This window comes from Bacillus sp. FSL H8-0516 (assembly GCF_038635285.1).
Taxonomy (GTDB): Bacteria; Bacillota; Bacilli; order Bacillales; family Bacillaceae; genus Bacillus; species Bacillus safensis.
In genome coordinates this window covers 1,824,577-1,839,214 of sequence record NZ_CP152051.1, presented here as the reverse complement: position 1 = coordinate 1,839,214, position 14,638 = coordinate 1,824,577, and the positions used below count along the sequence as shown (strand labels likewise).

Genomic DNA, 14,638 nt, shown 5'->3' with positions numbered 1-14,638 from the left:
AGCAGAGCCGCTATCGCTCTGCTTTTTCACATTATTCGTTTTCTTTCATTTCATTAGATGTGCGTACTCGTGCATTTCCCATAAATATGACCGTAATCGCCGCAAGTGCAATCGGGAATAATGCAAGCAAAAATACGTACGTAATACTTTGTGACATCGCATCGATGACTTTATTTAAAATATCAGGCGGAATTTGTGAGCGGGCACCTTCTTGGAAAATAGCCTGTGGATCGCCTACTTGAGAAGGGGCTCCTTTCATTCCGCTAAAGGCATCTGCTAAACGATTTGTCAGCACATTGGTTTGAATCGTTCCGAAAATCGTGACACCCAGAGTCATTCCAAGTGATCTCATAAATGAATTGGTCGAGTTTGCACTGCCTCGGTAGCGTGGCTCAAGATCATTCATTGAAGCTGAAGGCAGAAGGGAGAAGCTGAACCCGACGCCAAAGCCTGATATCATCATAAAGAGTGTGAGCCACAGTCTTGCTGTATCTGGTGACATATTGGCAAGCAGCAGCATCCCAGCGAAAAATGAAATGACAGAAATGGTCATAAGACGTCTGAAAGGCACTTTCGTCTGCATCGTTCCGCCAATCATACTGCCAATGACTGATCCAATCATCATCGGTGTTAAAATGAACCCTGCACTTGTCGCAGATTCACCGTACACCGCCTGCACGAAAATAGGAATAAAGACAGCAAGAATAATAAATGTCCCGCCATATAAAAACGCCAAAATTTGAGATGTTGCAAATAATCGATTTTTAAACATCCAAAATGAGATAATCGGCTCCTCAGCCTTACGCTCAACAATAAAGAAGATCGTACCGAACACAAGAAACACAGCAAAAAGTGTGAGAATTTGCACCGAATCCCAAGCATAAGATTTACCGCCAAGCTCAAGCGCGAACATTAAGCTGACAACCGCAACGACAAGTGTAATAGCACCTGACCAGTCGATTTTCTGCTTACGATGTTCAAGCGATTCCTGATAGTATCTGGCGATCAAGAAGACACTGACAATACCGATTGGCACGTTAATATAGAAAACCCAATGCCAGCCGATCGAATCCGTAATAATAGCACCTAAAAGCGGTCCGAGTACACTTGATAAACCAAAGACTGCTCCAAACATACCAGACATTTTTCCGCGCTTTTCAGGCGGGAAGATGTCAAAGATAATCGTAAATGCGATCGGAAGAAGTGCACCGCCCCCAAGCCCTTGAATGGCTCGGTAAATAATGAGCTGATCCATCGTTTGTGCGATACCGCACAGCGCTGATCCAATTAAAAAGAAAATAAGTCCAAACAGAAAAAAACGCTTTCGACCATACATATCAGAAAGCTTTCCGTAAATAGGCATTCCCGCCATCACTGCCACCATATAAGAAGCTGTCACCCAAGCAAATTTATCAAAACTGCCTAAATCTGCTACGATGCTTCCCATTGCTGTTGCAACAATGGTATTGTCCATCGCTGCCATAAAAATCCCTAACAGCAAACCGATGACAACAAAGCGAGTGGATGCCTTGCCTTTATCCACATGATTCATTTCATTTACCTCCTGCTTACGTTCTCTCATTATTTTTGCTATGATCAAATTAACCATAAAGTAAGAGAACATTTATCTTGATGATCAAGATAAATTGATTTTAAAGGGAGGAGAACAAGTTGTCAATAAAGAACGAGGCTGAAGACAGAGCAGCCCAGATCATACATACAATGAGGCGCCTCGCCACACGAACCGTTTTGTTCCACCAAGCGGCCGCTCAATCGCTCGGCCTTTTTCCAACAGATCTCAAATCCGCCGATTTATTAAACGAACTCGGTCCTCTCACAGCAGGAGAATTAAGTGAAAAAACAGGTCTTAGCTCCGGTGCGGTCACAGCTCTTATTGACCGGCTTGAAAAAGCGGGCTACGCCAAAAGAGAAAAGGATCCAAAAGACAAACGAAGAGTCATCATTGTTCCTCTAACAGCGGGGAAATCACAGGTAAAAGAACTCTTTCGATCCTTATCAACATCAACGAAGGAACTCACAAATGAATACAAACCAGAAGAATTAGATTTAATTATTCAATTTATAATGGAAGCAGCAGATATCATGGAGCAAGAGCTGCAATTGCTGAAGTCTAAATCGTAAAAAGTACACTGATGCGGGTGTGCTTTTTCTAAGTGCATTCCTAATTCATGTAGGGATTGCCTCGACTAGTGACATCTTCCTTACCATGGAAGTGCTCTATAACATTTTTTATAATGGAGTAGCTCAAAAAAATGTTCTATTTAAAAGATTGTTCTAAAAACTACATTATAATTGTTATGACAAAAGTGGAGCTAAAGTATTCTATTGAAACCTTGTTCATTTACATAATAAGTGCTGTTTTTTGTATCAATATTCCTATTTAATGACAAAATTTTTATTGGTAAAATTGACCTTGTCAATGAATAGGAAGGAGTGAATTCTTCTGGGCAAGATACTTGATGCAAAAGCACTAACAAGTGCCATGGACACAAGGGCAAAACACTATCAGGAACTCCGCGAACAAATGGTAGATTTAAAAAAGGCATTACAAGGTGTGGCCAATCTCGGTGATGATTTCACTGGGAAAGGTGCAGATAATATTAAAAGTTTCTATAAAGAGCTTGCTGGAAATGTAGACATGTTTATCAGCTTCATTGATAAACAAAAAGCCTTTCATGAAGGTGTTTCTGGGACACTGGATGATACGAGCTTTGGCGGCGATACCTTTGTAGAAGAACACTTTTTAGACAACGCAGTACATATGGGCATCAAGAATGCCAAAAGCATTGTGAAGGATCAAAAAAAGGCACTCAAAACGATTTTTCAAGACATTGATGACCTCATTTCCCTAGAGGTATTTGATAGCCAAACCTTTGATGAAAATATAGAAGATGCGGAAGATGAACGAAAAAAGACGGTCAAAGAACTAAGAGAGCTTGATCAAAATTTAAAAGATGAATATGCTTTGTCAGAGACGGAGCAGCAAGCTACAATGGCATTGTACGCTGAAATGATCAATGCGACAAATGACGGAAAAGCGATTTCGCCTATGAATTTTGACAAGAAAGCGTATCAAAATAGCGAAATCTACAAGGCAAAAAGCGATATTGAAAAGCAAACTGCTGAATATCTGAAAATCAAAAAAGAACAAGAAGAAGCCCGCAAGATCGCAAAGGAACAAGAAGCCCTCGCCAACCGCCCTTGGTATGAAAAAGCCCTCGATTATGGTGGAAACATCGTGAATGAACTGACTGGCGTGAACGATGCAAAACGTGCCGCAACAGGCGTCGATCCAATCACAGGCGAGGAACTCACCGCAGGCCAGCGAGTCGCGGCAGGAGGCATGGCAGCCGCAGGCTACATCCCAATCGTCGGCTGGGCAGGACGCATTTTCAAAGGCGGGAAAGCTGTTTATAAAACCACCCAAGCCACATCAGCTGCAGTCAGAGCAGTCGACATTTACAAGACATCACAAAAATCCTTTGACGCCTTAAAAACATCTCAAAAAGGACTATATGGCCTCACTGCAACCAACGGATTCAGCGAAGCAATCACAGGCCGAGACATGTTTGGAAACAAGATCTCAAAAGAACAGCAGGAAGCAAGTATGAACGCGGCTCTGGGGATGCTTTTGCCGTTTGGGGCGAAAGGCTTTCGGGGGAAGATGGGAATTACGGGTAGGGAAAACGTTAAGTTCTCATCTAGCTTAGAAGATCATATAAGAAAAGTTGATCCCAATGTTCCAAGGAGAAGAGGAATTGGTGGGGCGCATAACAAAGATGAATTTATGAAAAATGATGTAAATATATTAAATGTTAAGAAGCATGATGCTTTGCCAGGAGTGGAAAAAATAACTTACCAAGTTCCTTCTTTAGATGCTAAAACAGGTCAAAAAATTGGATGGAAAGCAAAGCCATTTGATAAAACTGTTTATGATCCTAAGTTAATTTCTGATGAAGATTTTATTAAACGAGGAAAAGAAGCTGTAAATAATGCTTCTTCAAAAGGTGTTTTAGGGAGAGAATGGGAAGGTTATGATGGACAAGGTATAAAATGGAGAGGTTATACAGATAAGGATGGGGCAGTGACCTCGTTTTATCCTGAATTATAGGTAGGAGGATTCAGATAGTATGTTAAAAAAAATTTTAGAAACTCAAATGTTAAGAGATGAACACTTTCCTGTGGTGGCTTTCTTCAATGCCATTACTGATGATAGCTTTGTAAATATTGTTCAGCATTTATCTACGGGAGTAGGTTATGGAATTAACGATGTGGATTGCACATTTCCAAATGATCTGGAACCCGACGAGGAGCCCTTTCATGGAGTACTATTTGCACTTCATGATGATGAGGTTATTGTTGATTATCAAACATTCTACTATTATCTTGAGCAAGCCTGTAACACGTACATTACAGAGTATCCTCAGGATAAGAAAACTATTAGCGAGGTGTTAAGGAAGGTTTTTGAAAAATATAGATTGGCCAATTGACAGAAGCAACCTCTGAAAATAGTTGAGCAACTAAGTATTGAAATTAGTAGAATGATTAAAGACAATTCTAATTGATAATTTATAGGCTGAATAATAAATTAGGACTTAAATTACTATCAAATTTATGAATAAGTTGGAGAATAATGAGAAGAAATATAAAACTCGAAGTCCCTGTATTCAACATTCATCCTTTAAGAATAACTGAAGGTTGGATTGTACGTTATAATAATTTCAGGGAAATTGACCCTAAAAAGTTAGAAGCAGAAGATGATAGATGGTTTATGTTCACTGAAAGTTTATTACAACTTTATCATGAGAAATCATCAATAACATTGGATTTAGGGTGGTATCCTGATTTATCTTCTGATGGTAACTACCTTGTTCTAATAGTTAAAAATACAGATTGGGACAATCCTATTGAGGAATTCAGCTCGGATGACTATACCAAAGTGATTGATTTTATAGAATTTCATTTGAAAGAAATTACATCCAACTGGTGGAAATAAAATAGTAGGTACTTATTTACTAACAAATTAACATCGCTAGTTTCTTCAGTTTTACTCGTTTTTGATCAATTTTTGAGGCTGTAGGTACTCGAGAATGTGTTCTCAGAGTAATTACATAATTAGGGGATTCAATATGTTTAGAGAATTAGATATTCTTTTATCTGCTGATACAACAGTAGATTCATGGTATGATGACGGGTGTTTGATTGCTAGTGAGATACTCTCTGATTTTAGCCTAAATGACTGGGAAGAACTATCAAATCAGGTGCTTAATAAACCAATAGAGTGGCAGCGTAAAATTGCTTATTGCCTGGATAATGAGTGCAATGAATATGAGCTAAATATTTTAATAGATTTGTTGAATACTAATGATAACGAATTATTTGAGATTTGTATTGATACATTGAGAAGCTTCCCAATTGAAGAAGGCAAGAAATTGATATTGAAGCATCCTCAAATTTTAAAACGTGTAAATCATGTAATGGCTACTACTACGAATTCACCAGTAAAAGTAGTTCTTCAAGACTTTCTTTCAAAAATGAATTCAAATTAGTTCGTTTTAATGAGATTACGCAAAAAAAACTTGATTGGCTTAATGCCTTTCAAGTCTTTTTGTGTTATTGGACTTCAAATTAAAAAAAACGACCAAAAGGGGATCGGGACCTCATCGTATAACTTCTTCATAAGAAAATGAAATTGGTACAATAAACAGAAAAACATCCTCTAATAATGCATAGAGAATGCTGCTCTGTTTAGAAGAGGGAAATAATTTTTATTTATTTGTTTCATCAGATTCACAAATTCGGGTTCAATATTCCCCTTTAATTTTAAAAAATGACCCACGAATCGTTCCAGCAAGTTTAGACTTCTGCCTAGCAAATTTAAATTTCCCTTCTAATTCCTTTGGTACTTCCATACCTTCAGAAAGCTTAAAACCAACAGCACGTTTTTTCGGGTCATCCACTGTATACAGGACGTTAATTGCAAGACCATCCTCATAAAAGACGTAAGTCCATTTGATATTTTCCACTTGAAAACTTGCCGTTTCTAAAGGTTTTGCTGCAAACTCTAGTTCACGTTCTTCTTTTAACACTCGGTTCACATAATCAAGGGTATCCTGACTTTCGCTGGCAGGTAATACTGTAAATTCATGCTTATATTTGTTCATAAAGTAACGAGCCTCATTAGCACGTAAGCCAGCAAGTGCTTCTGCTACAGGTGAAGACTCTAAACCAATCGCAGACACATTTTTAAAATCAACGATATAGGCCATTTCTATCCCTCCATATCCTTCTTATTTTCGTACAACAGGAATCCACATCTCACCAAGTAATAAGTCGTTTTGCTGCCCCATCTCTACCACTGCATTTGGTCCACCAACATAAGCGAAATTCTTTGCTTCAGGCAAGACTTGACCAAATGCAATACCAGTAAGCGTTTGATGCAATTCATCAGCGGTTTTAGCTTCCCCTTTAACGATTAGATATTCCCCTTTAGGAAATTGAATCACTCTGTCCGCTTCTGGTAACGATTCCTCTGTCATGACCCCGACATAATGCATCAGCTTGTTATTTACCGCTTCGTTTACGATAAAAATATAGTCATTTGAGGCAATGGCTTTTAAGGTGTCAAGCTTACCTTCTTGTGTGACTGCTTGCCAAAAGTCTGCTTTTTCCTTCGTGATGCCCGCATAGTCTGTGTAATGACTCTTAAGTTCAGTTCCAATACCTAACACGTGAAAGCTGTCTTTTTGTTCTAGTATATAATCTGCCATATTCAACACTTCCTTTTGAAAAATTGATCAAATGTTTTTTCTTTTCACTTGATAAATATATAATAGGCTTAAACCATGTCAAAAAATGATACTGTTTAGGGGGATCAGATGAAAAAAGTTGAACGGATTAATACCATCATGCGGTATATTAACAACCGCGCCAACTTTACAATTTCTGAAATCATGAGAGAATTTCATATCTCTCGTTCGACAGCAATTAGAGACATTAGAGAAATTGAAGTTATGGGGATGCCGCTTGTCGCAGAAGTCGGAAGGGACGGAGGATATTTTGTGATGAACAACTCTGTCCTGCCAACTGTTCGTTTTACCGATAATGAGATTAAAGCTCTTTTTATTGCCTTTATGGCCACGAGAAACCAACAACTCCCTTATTTAAAGAGTCGCCAGTCTTTAGCTGAAAAATTACTAGGACTCATCTCAGAAACCCAGCAAGATGACCTTGTTCTGTTAAATCGCCTCTTGCTATTTGAAGGGACTAATCCGAATAATCCTGATCTGCTTGATTTGACAGATCTCCCTCATCCCATGTTAGAAAAATTAATCCAACTGCTTATTTTGGATCGATATTTACTGATAACCATGAGAGAGGAGAAAGTGATAAAGTCCTATCCTATTTACCTCTTGAACCTTTATCGTGAAAAAAGCCTTTGGCTGATTGAAGGCTTTGATTTAAAGGAAGAGAAGAAACGGATTTTGCCTGTCGACAACCTCACAGATGTTGAACCATGCTCTACAAATAATCGATTAAGCAGGAAAAAGATTTTAGAAAAACTAAGTAAGCAGGAGGAAGTAATCAACCTTGTCCTTGAACTTGGTCCAAAGGCAATTGCACAGTTCAAAAAATACCATCCTTTCAAAATGTCAATTTCTTATACGAATCCTTACCAAACTACAGCCATTTTAAAGACTTTTATCGATGTTAATCATTCAGAAGAAATAACGGAAATGACAAATTGGCTACTTTTCCTAGGCGATGATATTAAGGTCCGGGAAATGCCTGTAGAAATCTTGGAAAGTTTACAAGAGAGACTACTCCTATATTGTCCATGTCCATAATCAATGCTGGTTAGACCTCATACTAGATACATGAACGTGAGTCGTATCAAAAAATTCTTGCTCCAAGTTTCGAACAAAATCTCAATGAACCACCAATCTTATTTCCATCTTCTTTAGATCTCAGCTGTTGAAGAAAGATAAATATGCTTTGTCAGAGACGGATCAGCAAGCTTCAATGGCATTGTACACTGAAATGATTGCAACAAAATGACAAAACAGCGATGCCTATGGATTTTGACAAGAAAGACATTAAAAAACATAAAAGGGGGTAATTTTATTGAATTCTTATGATGAAGATCTAATAAAAGATTTGGAATTAAAAGACCTTCTTAAATATGTCAAAGTACATAAAAATCCAAAAATTTATTTAGACTTAATAGAACAAAAATTTGATTTTGCTGGTTCAAAAATAGATTGGTTACAAACCAATAAACATTATAGTAAGAGCTCAAATCATGAATCGTTACTTTCTGATGCTCTTCTATTTATAACCGAATTAAAAGAAAAATATTTAGATAATAACTTACAAGTAATTTACATAGGGGATAACCTTACAGAGTTTGGGTACCAGTTTGAATTAAAACATTTAAAAGAGTTACTAGTCTATTTTTTAGATATCCCACAGCACCACTACTTTATATCCTTAGAAGGCGATTGGTGTATTTGTATTTCATTTGAAAACGATTTGGATTTCGGATTTAGTTTAAACAAAAAATAATTTTGAGCTTCACATATAAGAAAAATAAAAGATGATAAGAAATGAAAAAACCTTGACTGGCTCTATACCATTCTAGGTTTTTTGCGTTTATTGGTTCTCAAATTGTATACAAGCCTGAAAGCACACTCAAATGGTGTGTTTTTCTTATGAAAAGAGCACACAATCGCTGCACAGCACGTGCTGAAGACATTTGGGCTTCTTTGATGCATGTGAGTTGATTAGACTTATAACAAAGGGAAAGAAAGGAGGAATTCCAACTGTACTTAACCAAAAGGGGCACGACGTTACTATCTATGCTGCTTCATACGACATCTTATCTATCAATAGAAGATTTGCAGAATCGAATGAACGTTTCGACTCGAACCGTTTACGCTGAAATCAAGCGAATGAACAGCTGGCTGAAAACTCATCAGCTCAGTGGTGTGCAGCGAAAAGGCCAACTTGGCTATTATTTAAATCCTCATGAAAAAGAAATCATTATTCAAAAAGCTGATACCATTCTTGTTGGTCACGATTATGAACCATGTGTAAAGGAACGAAGGGCTATCTTGCTTTTAACCATTGCATGCAGCGAGTATTGCCTAAGAATAGATGATTTTATGAAGATGACAAAGGTGAGCCGAAATACATTACTCGAGGATATGAAACAGCTAAAAGAAGCGCTTTCAAAGCAGGAGATCACACTCCGCTATCAGGCAGCAAGCGGTTATGTCATTTCAGGAGACGAAAGGGCCATTCGATTGGCACTCAAACCTTATATACATTTCATTCGCACCATGATAAAAAACGAAAAAACGTTTCCGTCGTTTTGGTTAAAGGGACCTATTTCATCCAAACGGGTACACCATCTCCTCCAGCAGTCAGAACAAGAACTTAAGCTTGAATTTGCAGATGAGATGCTGGATCAGCTCTCTTTGGATCTCTTTTTTTACTTCAAGCGGATGAAGCTAGGGCATGCCGTACACATTTCAAACGAAGAAAAGCGAACATTGCAGGAAACAGAGGAATGCTTGGCGGCTATTCGTTTCATGGCGCAGATTCAAAAAGAGGCAAGTCTCATTGTTCATGATGATGAGATCTATTTTCTTAGCACCTTATGGCTCAGTGCCAAAAAACAAAAACTTCCATCAATTAAAAAACCAGAAGAACATCTCATTCGCACCATCGCCAGACAAATGATCTTTGACTTTCAGCGATATGCTTGTATTTCCTTTCAAGAACCTAAAGCATTGGAGCAAAACTTAACAATGCATTTAATTCCAGCCTATTACAGGCTCATCTATCACATTGGTATGATCAACGAACTGACGGATTCTATAAAAAAAGCACAGCCAGAAGTGTTTGAAATCACTCAAAAAGTTGCATGTCATTTAGAAAAGGCGGCCTGTTCAAAGTTGAGTGACCATGAAATTGCATATCTCGCCATGCATTTTGGCAGCTGGATGAGAAGAGAAGGAATTTCATCCATTGTCAGACGTTCTGTATACATTGTCTGCGGAGAAGGAATCGGCACAAGTAACATGCTGAAAACTCAGCTTCTCGAATTAATCGGCTACATTGAAGTACGCGGACTGTTATCAAAGCGTGCATATGAAGAATTAGCAGCAGTTGATGTAGATTTCGTTGTGTCCACAACACCTATTTCGTTTAAAGGAAAACCAGTTCATCTCGTTCATCCTATTTTAACTGCCTATGAGAAAAAAACATTACTTCAATACGGGAAAGGCTCCGAAGCGAAGATTGACGAGAAGCATGTAAACGCTTTATTCAACATCATTCAGCAGCATACCATTGTACAAAATAAACAAGCACTGCTTCATGACATTCGGGAGCTGCTACATCCCACATATGTATCCTATCAGAAAGGGTGGAACCCAGTGTTAAATGATTTATTAACAGAACAAACCATCAAGCTCCACCAAACAGCAGACACATGGCAAGAGGCGATTACAAAAGCGGCGCAGCCTTTACTTGATCAAAATGCTATTAAACCAAGTTATGTAGAAGCCATGATACAGTCTGTTCATCAAAATGGTCCTTATATTGTCATTGCACCACAAGTGGCCATTCCACATGCAAGGCCCGAGGATGGCGTGAACAAATTGAGCATGACGCTCATGTCATTCAAACAGCCCATTTCGTTTTCAAAGGATGGAAAAAAGCAGGTGCGGCTCGTCATTGTGTTAGCCGCTATTGACAGCATGAGCCACTTGAAAGCACTCAAACAGCTGACCATGCTGTTAAGTGAAGAGAAACGCACGAAACAATTGATTGAAGCAGAAGATTTAGCATCGGTTCAAAAGCTAATTGATCAATTTTCACAAGTATAAAGGGGGAGTAAGAAAATGAAAAAAATTCTTGTTGTATGTGGAAACGGGTTAGGAAGCAGCTTTATTGTAGAAATGAATGTCAAAAAAGCATTAGAAGAATTAGGTCTTAAAGCTGAAGTGGATCATACCGATCTCAGTACAAGTAAAAATGAACAAGCAGACCTTTATATCGGAGCTGCTGATATTATTGACCAGCTGAATGACGGCACAAGAAATGTGGCTGGCTTAAACAATTTGTTAGATCAGGAAGCCATTAAAGACGTCCTTCGTCAACACATTTAAGTCATGAAAAAGGGGGATTCACATCATGATAGAACTAATCATGAACGATATATTGGGCACACCTGCCATTCTCATCGGTTTGTTTGCACTAGCCGGTTTACTTTTGCAGAAAAAATCAGCTGCAGACACTGTGTCAGGCACCTTGAAAACAACCATGGGTTTCTTAATATTAGGGGCGGGCGCTACAGTCGTCTCTGATTCACTTGGGGTTTTTCGAAAGATGTTCGAAGCAGCCTTTCACATTCAAGGGGTTGTCCCAAATACAGATGCTATGGCCGCCATTGCTCAAAAGGAATTCGGTACACAGACAGCACTTATCATGATTTTTGGTATGCTGGTCAATTTGTTACTTGCAAGATTTACACCTTTTAAATATGTCTTTTTGACTGGTCATCATACGTTGTATATGGCGGCGATGCTCGCCGTCGTTCTTTCGACAGCCGGCATGCACGGGTGGCTGCTCATCTCCACTGGCTCCATGATATTAGGTGCAGCTATGGTCATTGCACCCGCAATACTTCAACCGTTTACGAGGAAAGTCACCGGAAGCAATGATCTCGCGCTCGGACACTTCAGTACTTTCGGTTATTTTACTGCGGGAATGATCGGCAAATGGGTTGGATCTCCTGAAAAATCAACGGAAACCATTCAAGTCCCTAAATCACTCGGTTTTCTAAGAGATACATCTGTTGCCATTTCGATTACGATGGCTTTGCTGTTCTTTGCGATTGCACCGTTTGCAGGAATTCCTTTTATTGAAAAAATTAGCGGGGGCACGAACTTCGCTGTCTTCATTCTCATTCAGGCGATTACGTTTGCTGCTGGTGTGTACATTATTTTAGCAGGGGTACGGATGGCCATTGGCGAGATCGTGCCTGCGTTTAAAGGGATTGCCGATCGATTCGTGAAGGGGGCAAAGCCGGCACTTGATGCGCCAACCGTTTTTCCATTTGCGCCAAATGCGGTCATTATCGGTTTTTTATGCAGCTTTGCAGGAGGCATCGTATCCATTTTTCTTTTACCTTTGTTTGGTTTAACTGTCATTGTCCCTGGACTTGTCCCGCACTTTTTTTGCGGTGCTACAGCAGGGGTGTATGGCAATGCAACAGGAGGGGTTAGAGGTGCTGTCGCTGGGGCCTTTGTAAATGGATTGCTTCTTTCCTTTTTACCTGCCTGTTTATTACCTGTGTTAGGAGCCCTTGGCTTTGAAGGGACGACGTTTGGAGATACAGACTTTGGTATCATCGGAATCTTGATTGGATTGATTAAGTTTTTATTTCAGCTGTAAAAAGGAGGAGCCTGAGAATGACAGCCGTTTTTTCACCTTCACTGATGTGCATGGATCTAACGCACTTCCGTGAACAAATTCATCTTCTCAACACGAGAGCAGACCGGTACCATGTCGACGTGATGGATGGGCATTATGTGAAGAATATGACGTTATCACCCTTTTTCATTGAACAGCTTCGGAAACTGACAAATTTACCGATTGATGTTCATCTAATGGCCGAACATCCGCAGGAATTTTTAATCGATGCATGTATTGATGCAGGCGCAACGATGATTTGTTTACACCCAGAAGTCGTGCAAAAAGATGCCTTTCGAATCATCCGGCATATTCACCAAAGAAAATGTGATGTTGGCTTTGTTCTAAATCCCGCCACACCAGTTGCAGCATTAGATTCCTTTATTCATTTAATAGACAGGGTGACGATCATGACAATCGATCCAGGCTTTGCCGGACAGCCTTTTATTAAAGAAATGCTTCAAAAAATTAAACAGGTGAGAGATATCAAAAAACACGGAGGATACTCGTTTTCAATTGAAGTAGACGGCTCTTGTAATGAGAGCACGTTCCGGCTGCTTGCTGAGGCTGGAAATGAGATTTACATCATCGGCACCTCAGGTTTATTTGGACTTCATAAAGAACTCGACACTGCTTGGGAAAGAATGAAGCAAATATTTGCAAAAGAAACAGCCTCAATCGAATCACGTTAGTAAAAGAGAGGATGAAAACCATCCTCTTTTTTACGAAAATTTTACTAAAACACAATTCATTCACCAAAACTTACCCAAAAACAACATAAAAATCACAAATTCATAATTGAAAGCGCTTTATTTATGTGTTATCCTTCAAATATCTTTAGTAAATATTTAGTCAAATAACGATGAGGAGTTTGCCTATGACCACACTCAAAGATATTGCTCATGATGCAAAAGTATCCGTTTCCACTGTATCCCGTGTGTTAAATGGCGATCAAACGCTTGCTGTTTCACACGCAACAAGACAAAACATCCTCGACATTGCTAAGAAGTTAAACTATACCCCAGTGAGAGCAAGAAAAGCCGATCAAGCAGAAGAAAAAAGCCCATCTGAATCCCCAGTCATCGGTGTCGTTGTCGCTCAATCCATTGACGAAGAATTAAATGATCCCTTTTTTTCATCAATTCGAAAAGGAATTGAAAAAGAATATGCCAAACAAGGCTTGTCCACTCTCCATACCTTTCGCCTAAGAAGCATGGATAAAGGGGCGATACTAAAGGATATTGACGGTTTGATCGTCATTGGACGAATCAGCCCCGATACGGTTGAAAAAATGACAAATCGAATGGAACACATTGTTTTTATCAATCATTATGCAGATGAAGATTTGTATGATTGTGTACATGTGGATTTTGTCAGAGCGGCAGATCGCGCCATTCGCCATCTGCAATCTCTCGGCTATACACATCTAGGCTATATTGGCGGGAAAGAGCGGGAGCATTATTTCGAAGGTAATGCTGTGATTGAGGACGAAAGACAAACGACGTTTATAAAAAGAATGCAGGAGGCGGGAGCTCTTCATATGGAAGACATCCACATTGGTGAATACTCCATGCAAGAAGGCTATACGCTTATGCAGCAAGCGATCAAAAAGGGAAAACTGCCGCAAGCCTTTTTCATTGGAAGTGACTCGATGGCAATCGGCGCAATGCGCGCTCTGCATGAAGCCGGTCTACACGTACCTTCAGATGTATCCATTGTTGGGTTTAATGACATTGAAGCCGCGTCATTTTCAAGCCCGCCGCTTACGACCGTCAAAGTATATACAGAAGAAATGGGGGAAGTCGGGCTGAAGCTTTTGCTTGAGAGAATAAACGGAAGAAAACTTCCTCTAAAAGTCGTCGTGCCAACAACACTCATCGAGCGAGGCAGTACATGTCTCATCCATGAAAGGAGGTGAACCATCGATTTCAGCTAACAAAAAAAGAGACAAAAAAGCAGAAAGCAAGCTGCTTAGCATGATGGCCAGATCATGCTGAACACAAGGCAGCCTACCGATATGCTCTCTTATCTCTTTGAAAAGAATAGAATTCCAGTATAATGGACTTCCTTTGTTTCCGCAACTGCATGAATTCTATCGATTATCGTCTGAATTTTCAGTGATTAAAAGGAGGAA

15 protein-coding genes are annotated in these 14,638 nt (G+C 39.4%); 12 read left to right on the top strand and 3 right to left on the bottom strand.

All coding sequences use genetic code 11. From position 1 onward, the window contains the following. Window positions 1-31: 31 nt before the first annotated feature. Window positions 32-1,552: an MDR family MFS transporter gene (locus tag MHB67_RS09145; RefSeq protein ID WP_133744067.1), complete on the bottom strand. Its 1,521-nt coding sequence runs from the start codon at window positions 1,550-1,552 to the stop codon at window positions 32-34. A gap of 170 nt (window positions 1,553-1,722) precedes the next feature. Between MHB67_RS09145 and MHB67_RS09140 the strand changes: the two genes are divergently transcribed. From MHB67_RS09140 to MHB67_RS09120, 5 genes are all read left to right on the top strand, one after another. After that, entirely contained in the window at window positions 1,723-2,142 is a 420-nt protein-coding gene (locus tag MHB67_RS09140; RefSeq protein ID WP_342492926.1) for a MarR family transcriptional regulator, read from the top strand. A gap of 322 nt (window positions 2,143-2,464) precedes the next feature. Further along, the gene (locus MHB67_RS09135) at window positions 2,465-4,132 is read left to right on the top strand and encodes a T7SS effector LXG polymorphic toxin (protein WP_342492925.1); all 1,668 of its coding nucleotides are present in this window, start codon (window positions 2,465-2,467) and stop codon (window positions 4,130-4,132) included. A 19-nt stretch (window positions 4,133-4,151) separates the two neighbouring features. Next, window positions 4,152-4,511: a ribonuclease toxin immunity protein CdiI gene (gene cdiI, locus MHB67_RS09130; RefSeq protein ID WP_226340878.1), complete on the top strand. Its 360-nt coding sequence runs from the start codon at window positions 4,152-4,154 to the stop codon at window positions 4,509-4,511. 143 nt (window positions 4,512-4,654) lie between these two features. Next, on the top strand, window positions 4,655-5,017 hold the full coding sequence (locus MHB67_RS09125) for a hypothetical protein (protein ID WP_122631316.1): 363 nt from the start codon (window positions 4,655-4,657) through the stop codon (window positions 5,015-5,017). A 133-nt stretch (window positions 5,018-5,150) separates the two neighbouring features. After that, window positions 5,151-5,570, top strand: coding sequence for a hypothetical protein (locus MHB67_RS09120; RefSeq protein ID WP_332284300.1), 420 nt, complete (start codon window positions 5,151-5,153; stop codon window positions 5,568-5,570). A 255-nt stretch (window positions 5,571-5,825) separates the two neighbouring features. On the opposite strand, the gene MHB67_RS09115 is transcribed toward MHB67_RS09120, so the two are convergent. Continuing rightward, entirely contained in the window at window positions 5,826-6,290 is a 465-nt protein-coding gene (locus MHB67_RS09115; RefSeq protein WP_332284302.1) for a phage tail protein, read from the bottom strand. A 21-nt stretch (window positions 6,291-6,311) separates the two neighbouring features. Further along, window positions 6,312-6,791 carry a GyrI-like domain-containing protein gene (locus tag MHB67_RS09110; RefSeq protein WP_212051850.1) on the bottom strand — a complete coding sequence of 160 codons (480 nt, stop codon included), beginning with the start codon at window positions 6,789-6,791 and terminating at the stop codon, window positions 6,312-6,314. Window positions 6,792-6,899: 108 nt separating this feature from the next. On the opposite strand from MHB67_RS09110, the gene MHB67_RS09105 reads away from it, so the two are divergent. The 7 genes from MHB67_RS09105 (at window position 6,900) to MHB67_RS09075 (ending at window position 14,422) form a co-directional block, all read left to right on the top strand. Further along, window positions 6,900-7,868, top strand: a complete 969-nt coding sequence (locus MHB67_RS09105; RefSeq protein ID WP_151039540.1) for an HTH domain-containing protein — start codon at window positions 6,900-6,902, stop codon at window positions 7,866-7,868. Between the two features lie 277 nt (window positions 7,869-8,145). Next, a complete protein-coding gene (locus MHB67_RS09100) occupies window positions 8,146-8,586 on the top strand; it encodes a rhs-associated protein (protein WP_283860129.1) in 441 nt (146 codons plus the stop codon). 257 nt (window positions 8,587-8,843) lie between these two features. Beyond that, the gene (locus MHB67_RS09095) at window positions 8,844-10,916 is read left to right on the top strand and encodes a BglG family transcription antiterminator (RefSeq protein ID WP_332284730.1); all 2,073 of its coding nucleotides are present in this window, start codon (window positions 8,844-8,846) and stop codon (window positions 10,914-10,916) included. Between the two features lie 15 nt (window positions 10,917-10,931). After that, a complete protein-coding gene (locus tag MHB67_RS09090; RefSeq protein WP_024425192.1) occupies window positions 10,932-11,198 on the top strand; it encodes a PTS sugar transporter subunit IIB in 267 nt (88 codons plus the stop codon). A 25-nt stretch (window positions 11,199-11,223) separates the two neighbouring features. Then, window positions 11,224-12,486, top strand: coding sequence for a PTS ascorbate transporter subunit IIC (locus MHB67_RS09085; protein WP_044334557.1), 1,263 nt, complete (start codon window positions 11,224-11,226; stop codon window positions 12,484-12,486). Between the two features lie 17 nt (window positions 12,487-12,503). Next, window positions 12,504-13,196, top strand: a complete 693-nt coding sequence (gene alsE / locus MHB67_RS09080; RefSeq protein ID WP_024425190.1) for a D-allulose 6-phosphate 3-epimerase — start codon at window positions 12,504-12,506, stop codon at window positions 13,194-13,196. A 185-nt stretch (window positions 13,197-13,381) separates the two neighbouring features. Further along, window positions 13,382-14,422, top strand: a complete 1,041-nt coding sequence (locus tag MHB67_RS09075) for a LacI family DNA-binding transcriptional regulator (protein ID WP_342492907.1) — start codon at window positions 13,382-13,384, stop codon at window positions 14,420-14,422. Window positions 14,423-14,638 lie beyond the last annotated feature (216 nt).

Bases quoted from the DNA above. Each gene is read 5' to 3' on its own strand.
- MHB67_RS09110 (WP_212051850.1), bottom strand. From the start codon at position 6,791: ATGGCAGATTATATACTAGAACAAAAAGACAGCTTTCACGTGTTAGGT.
- alsE (WP_024425190.1), top strand. From the start codon at position 12,504: ATGACAGCCGTTTTTTCACCTTCACTGATGTGCATGGATCTAACGCAC.
- MHB67_RS09145 (WP_133744067.1), bottom strand. From the start codon at position 1,552: ATGAATCATGTGGATAAAGGCAAGGCATCCACTCGCTTTGTTGTCATC.
- MHB67_RS09085 (WP_044334557.1), top strand. From the start codon at position 11,224: ATGATAGAACTAATCATGAACGATATATTGGGCACACCTGCCATTCTC.
- MHB67_RS09125 (WP_122631316.1), top strand. From the start codon at position 4,655: ATGAGAAGAAATATAAAACTCGAAGTCCCTGTATTCAACATTCATCCT.
- MHB67_RS09140 (WP_342492926.1), top strand. From the start codon at position 1,723: ATGAGGCGCCTCGCCACACGAACCGTTTTGTTCCACCAAGCGGCCGCT.
- MHB67_RS09075 (WP_342492907.1), top strand. From the start codon at position 13,382: ATGACCACACTCAAAGATATTGCTCATGATGCAAAAGTATCCGTTTCC.
- cdiI (WP_226340878.1), top strand. From the start codon at position 4,152: ATGTTAAAAAAAATTTTAGAAACTCAAATGTTAAGAGATGAACACTTT.
- MHB67_RS09115 (WP_332284302.1), bottom strand. From the start codon at position 6,290: ATGGCCTATATCGTTGATTTTAAAAATGTGTCTGCGATTGGTTTAGAG.
- MHB67_RS09090 (WP_024425192.1), top strand. From the start codon at position 10,932: ATGAAAAAAATTCTTGTTGTATGTGGAAACGGGTTAGGAAGCAGCTTT.
- MHB67_RS09120 (WP_332284300.1), top strand. From the start codon at position 5,151: ATGTTTAGAGAATTAGATATTCTTTTATCTGCTGATACAACAGTAGAT.
- MHB67_RS09105 (WP_151039540.1), top strand. From the start codon at position 6,900: ATGAAAAAAGTTGAACGGATTAATACCATCATGCGGTATATTAACAAC.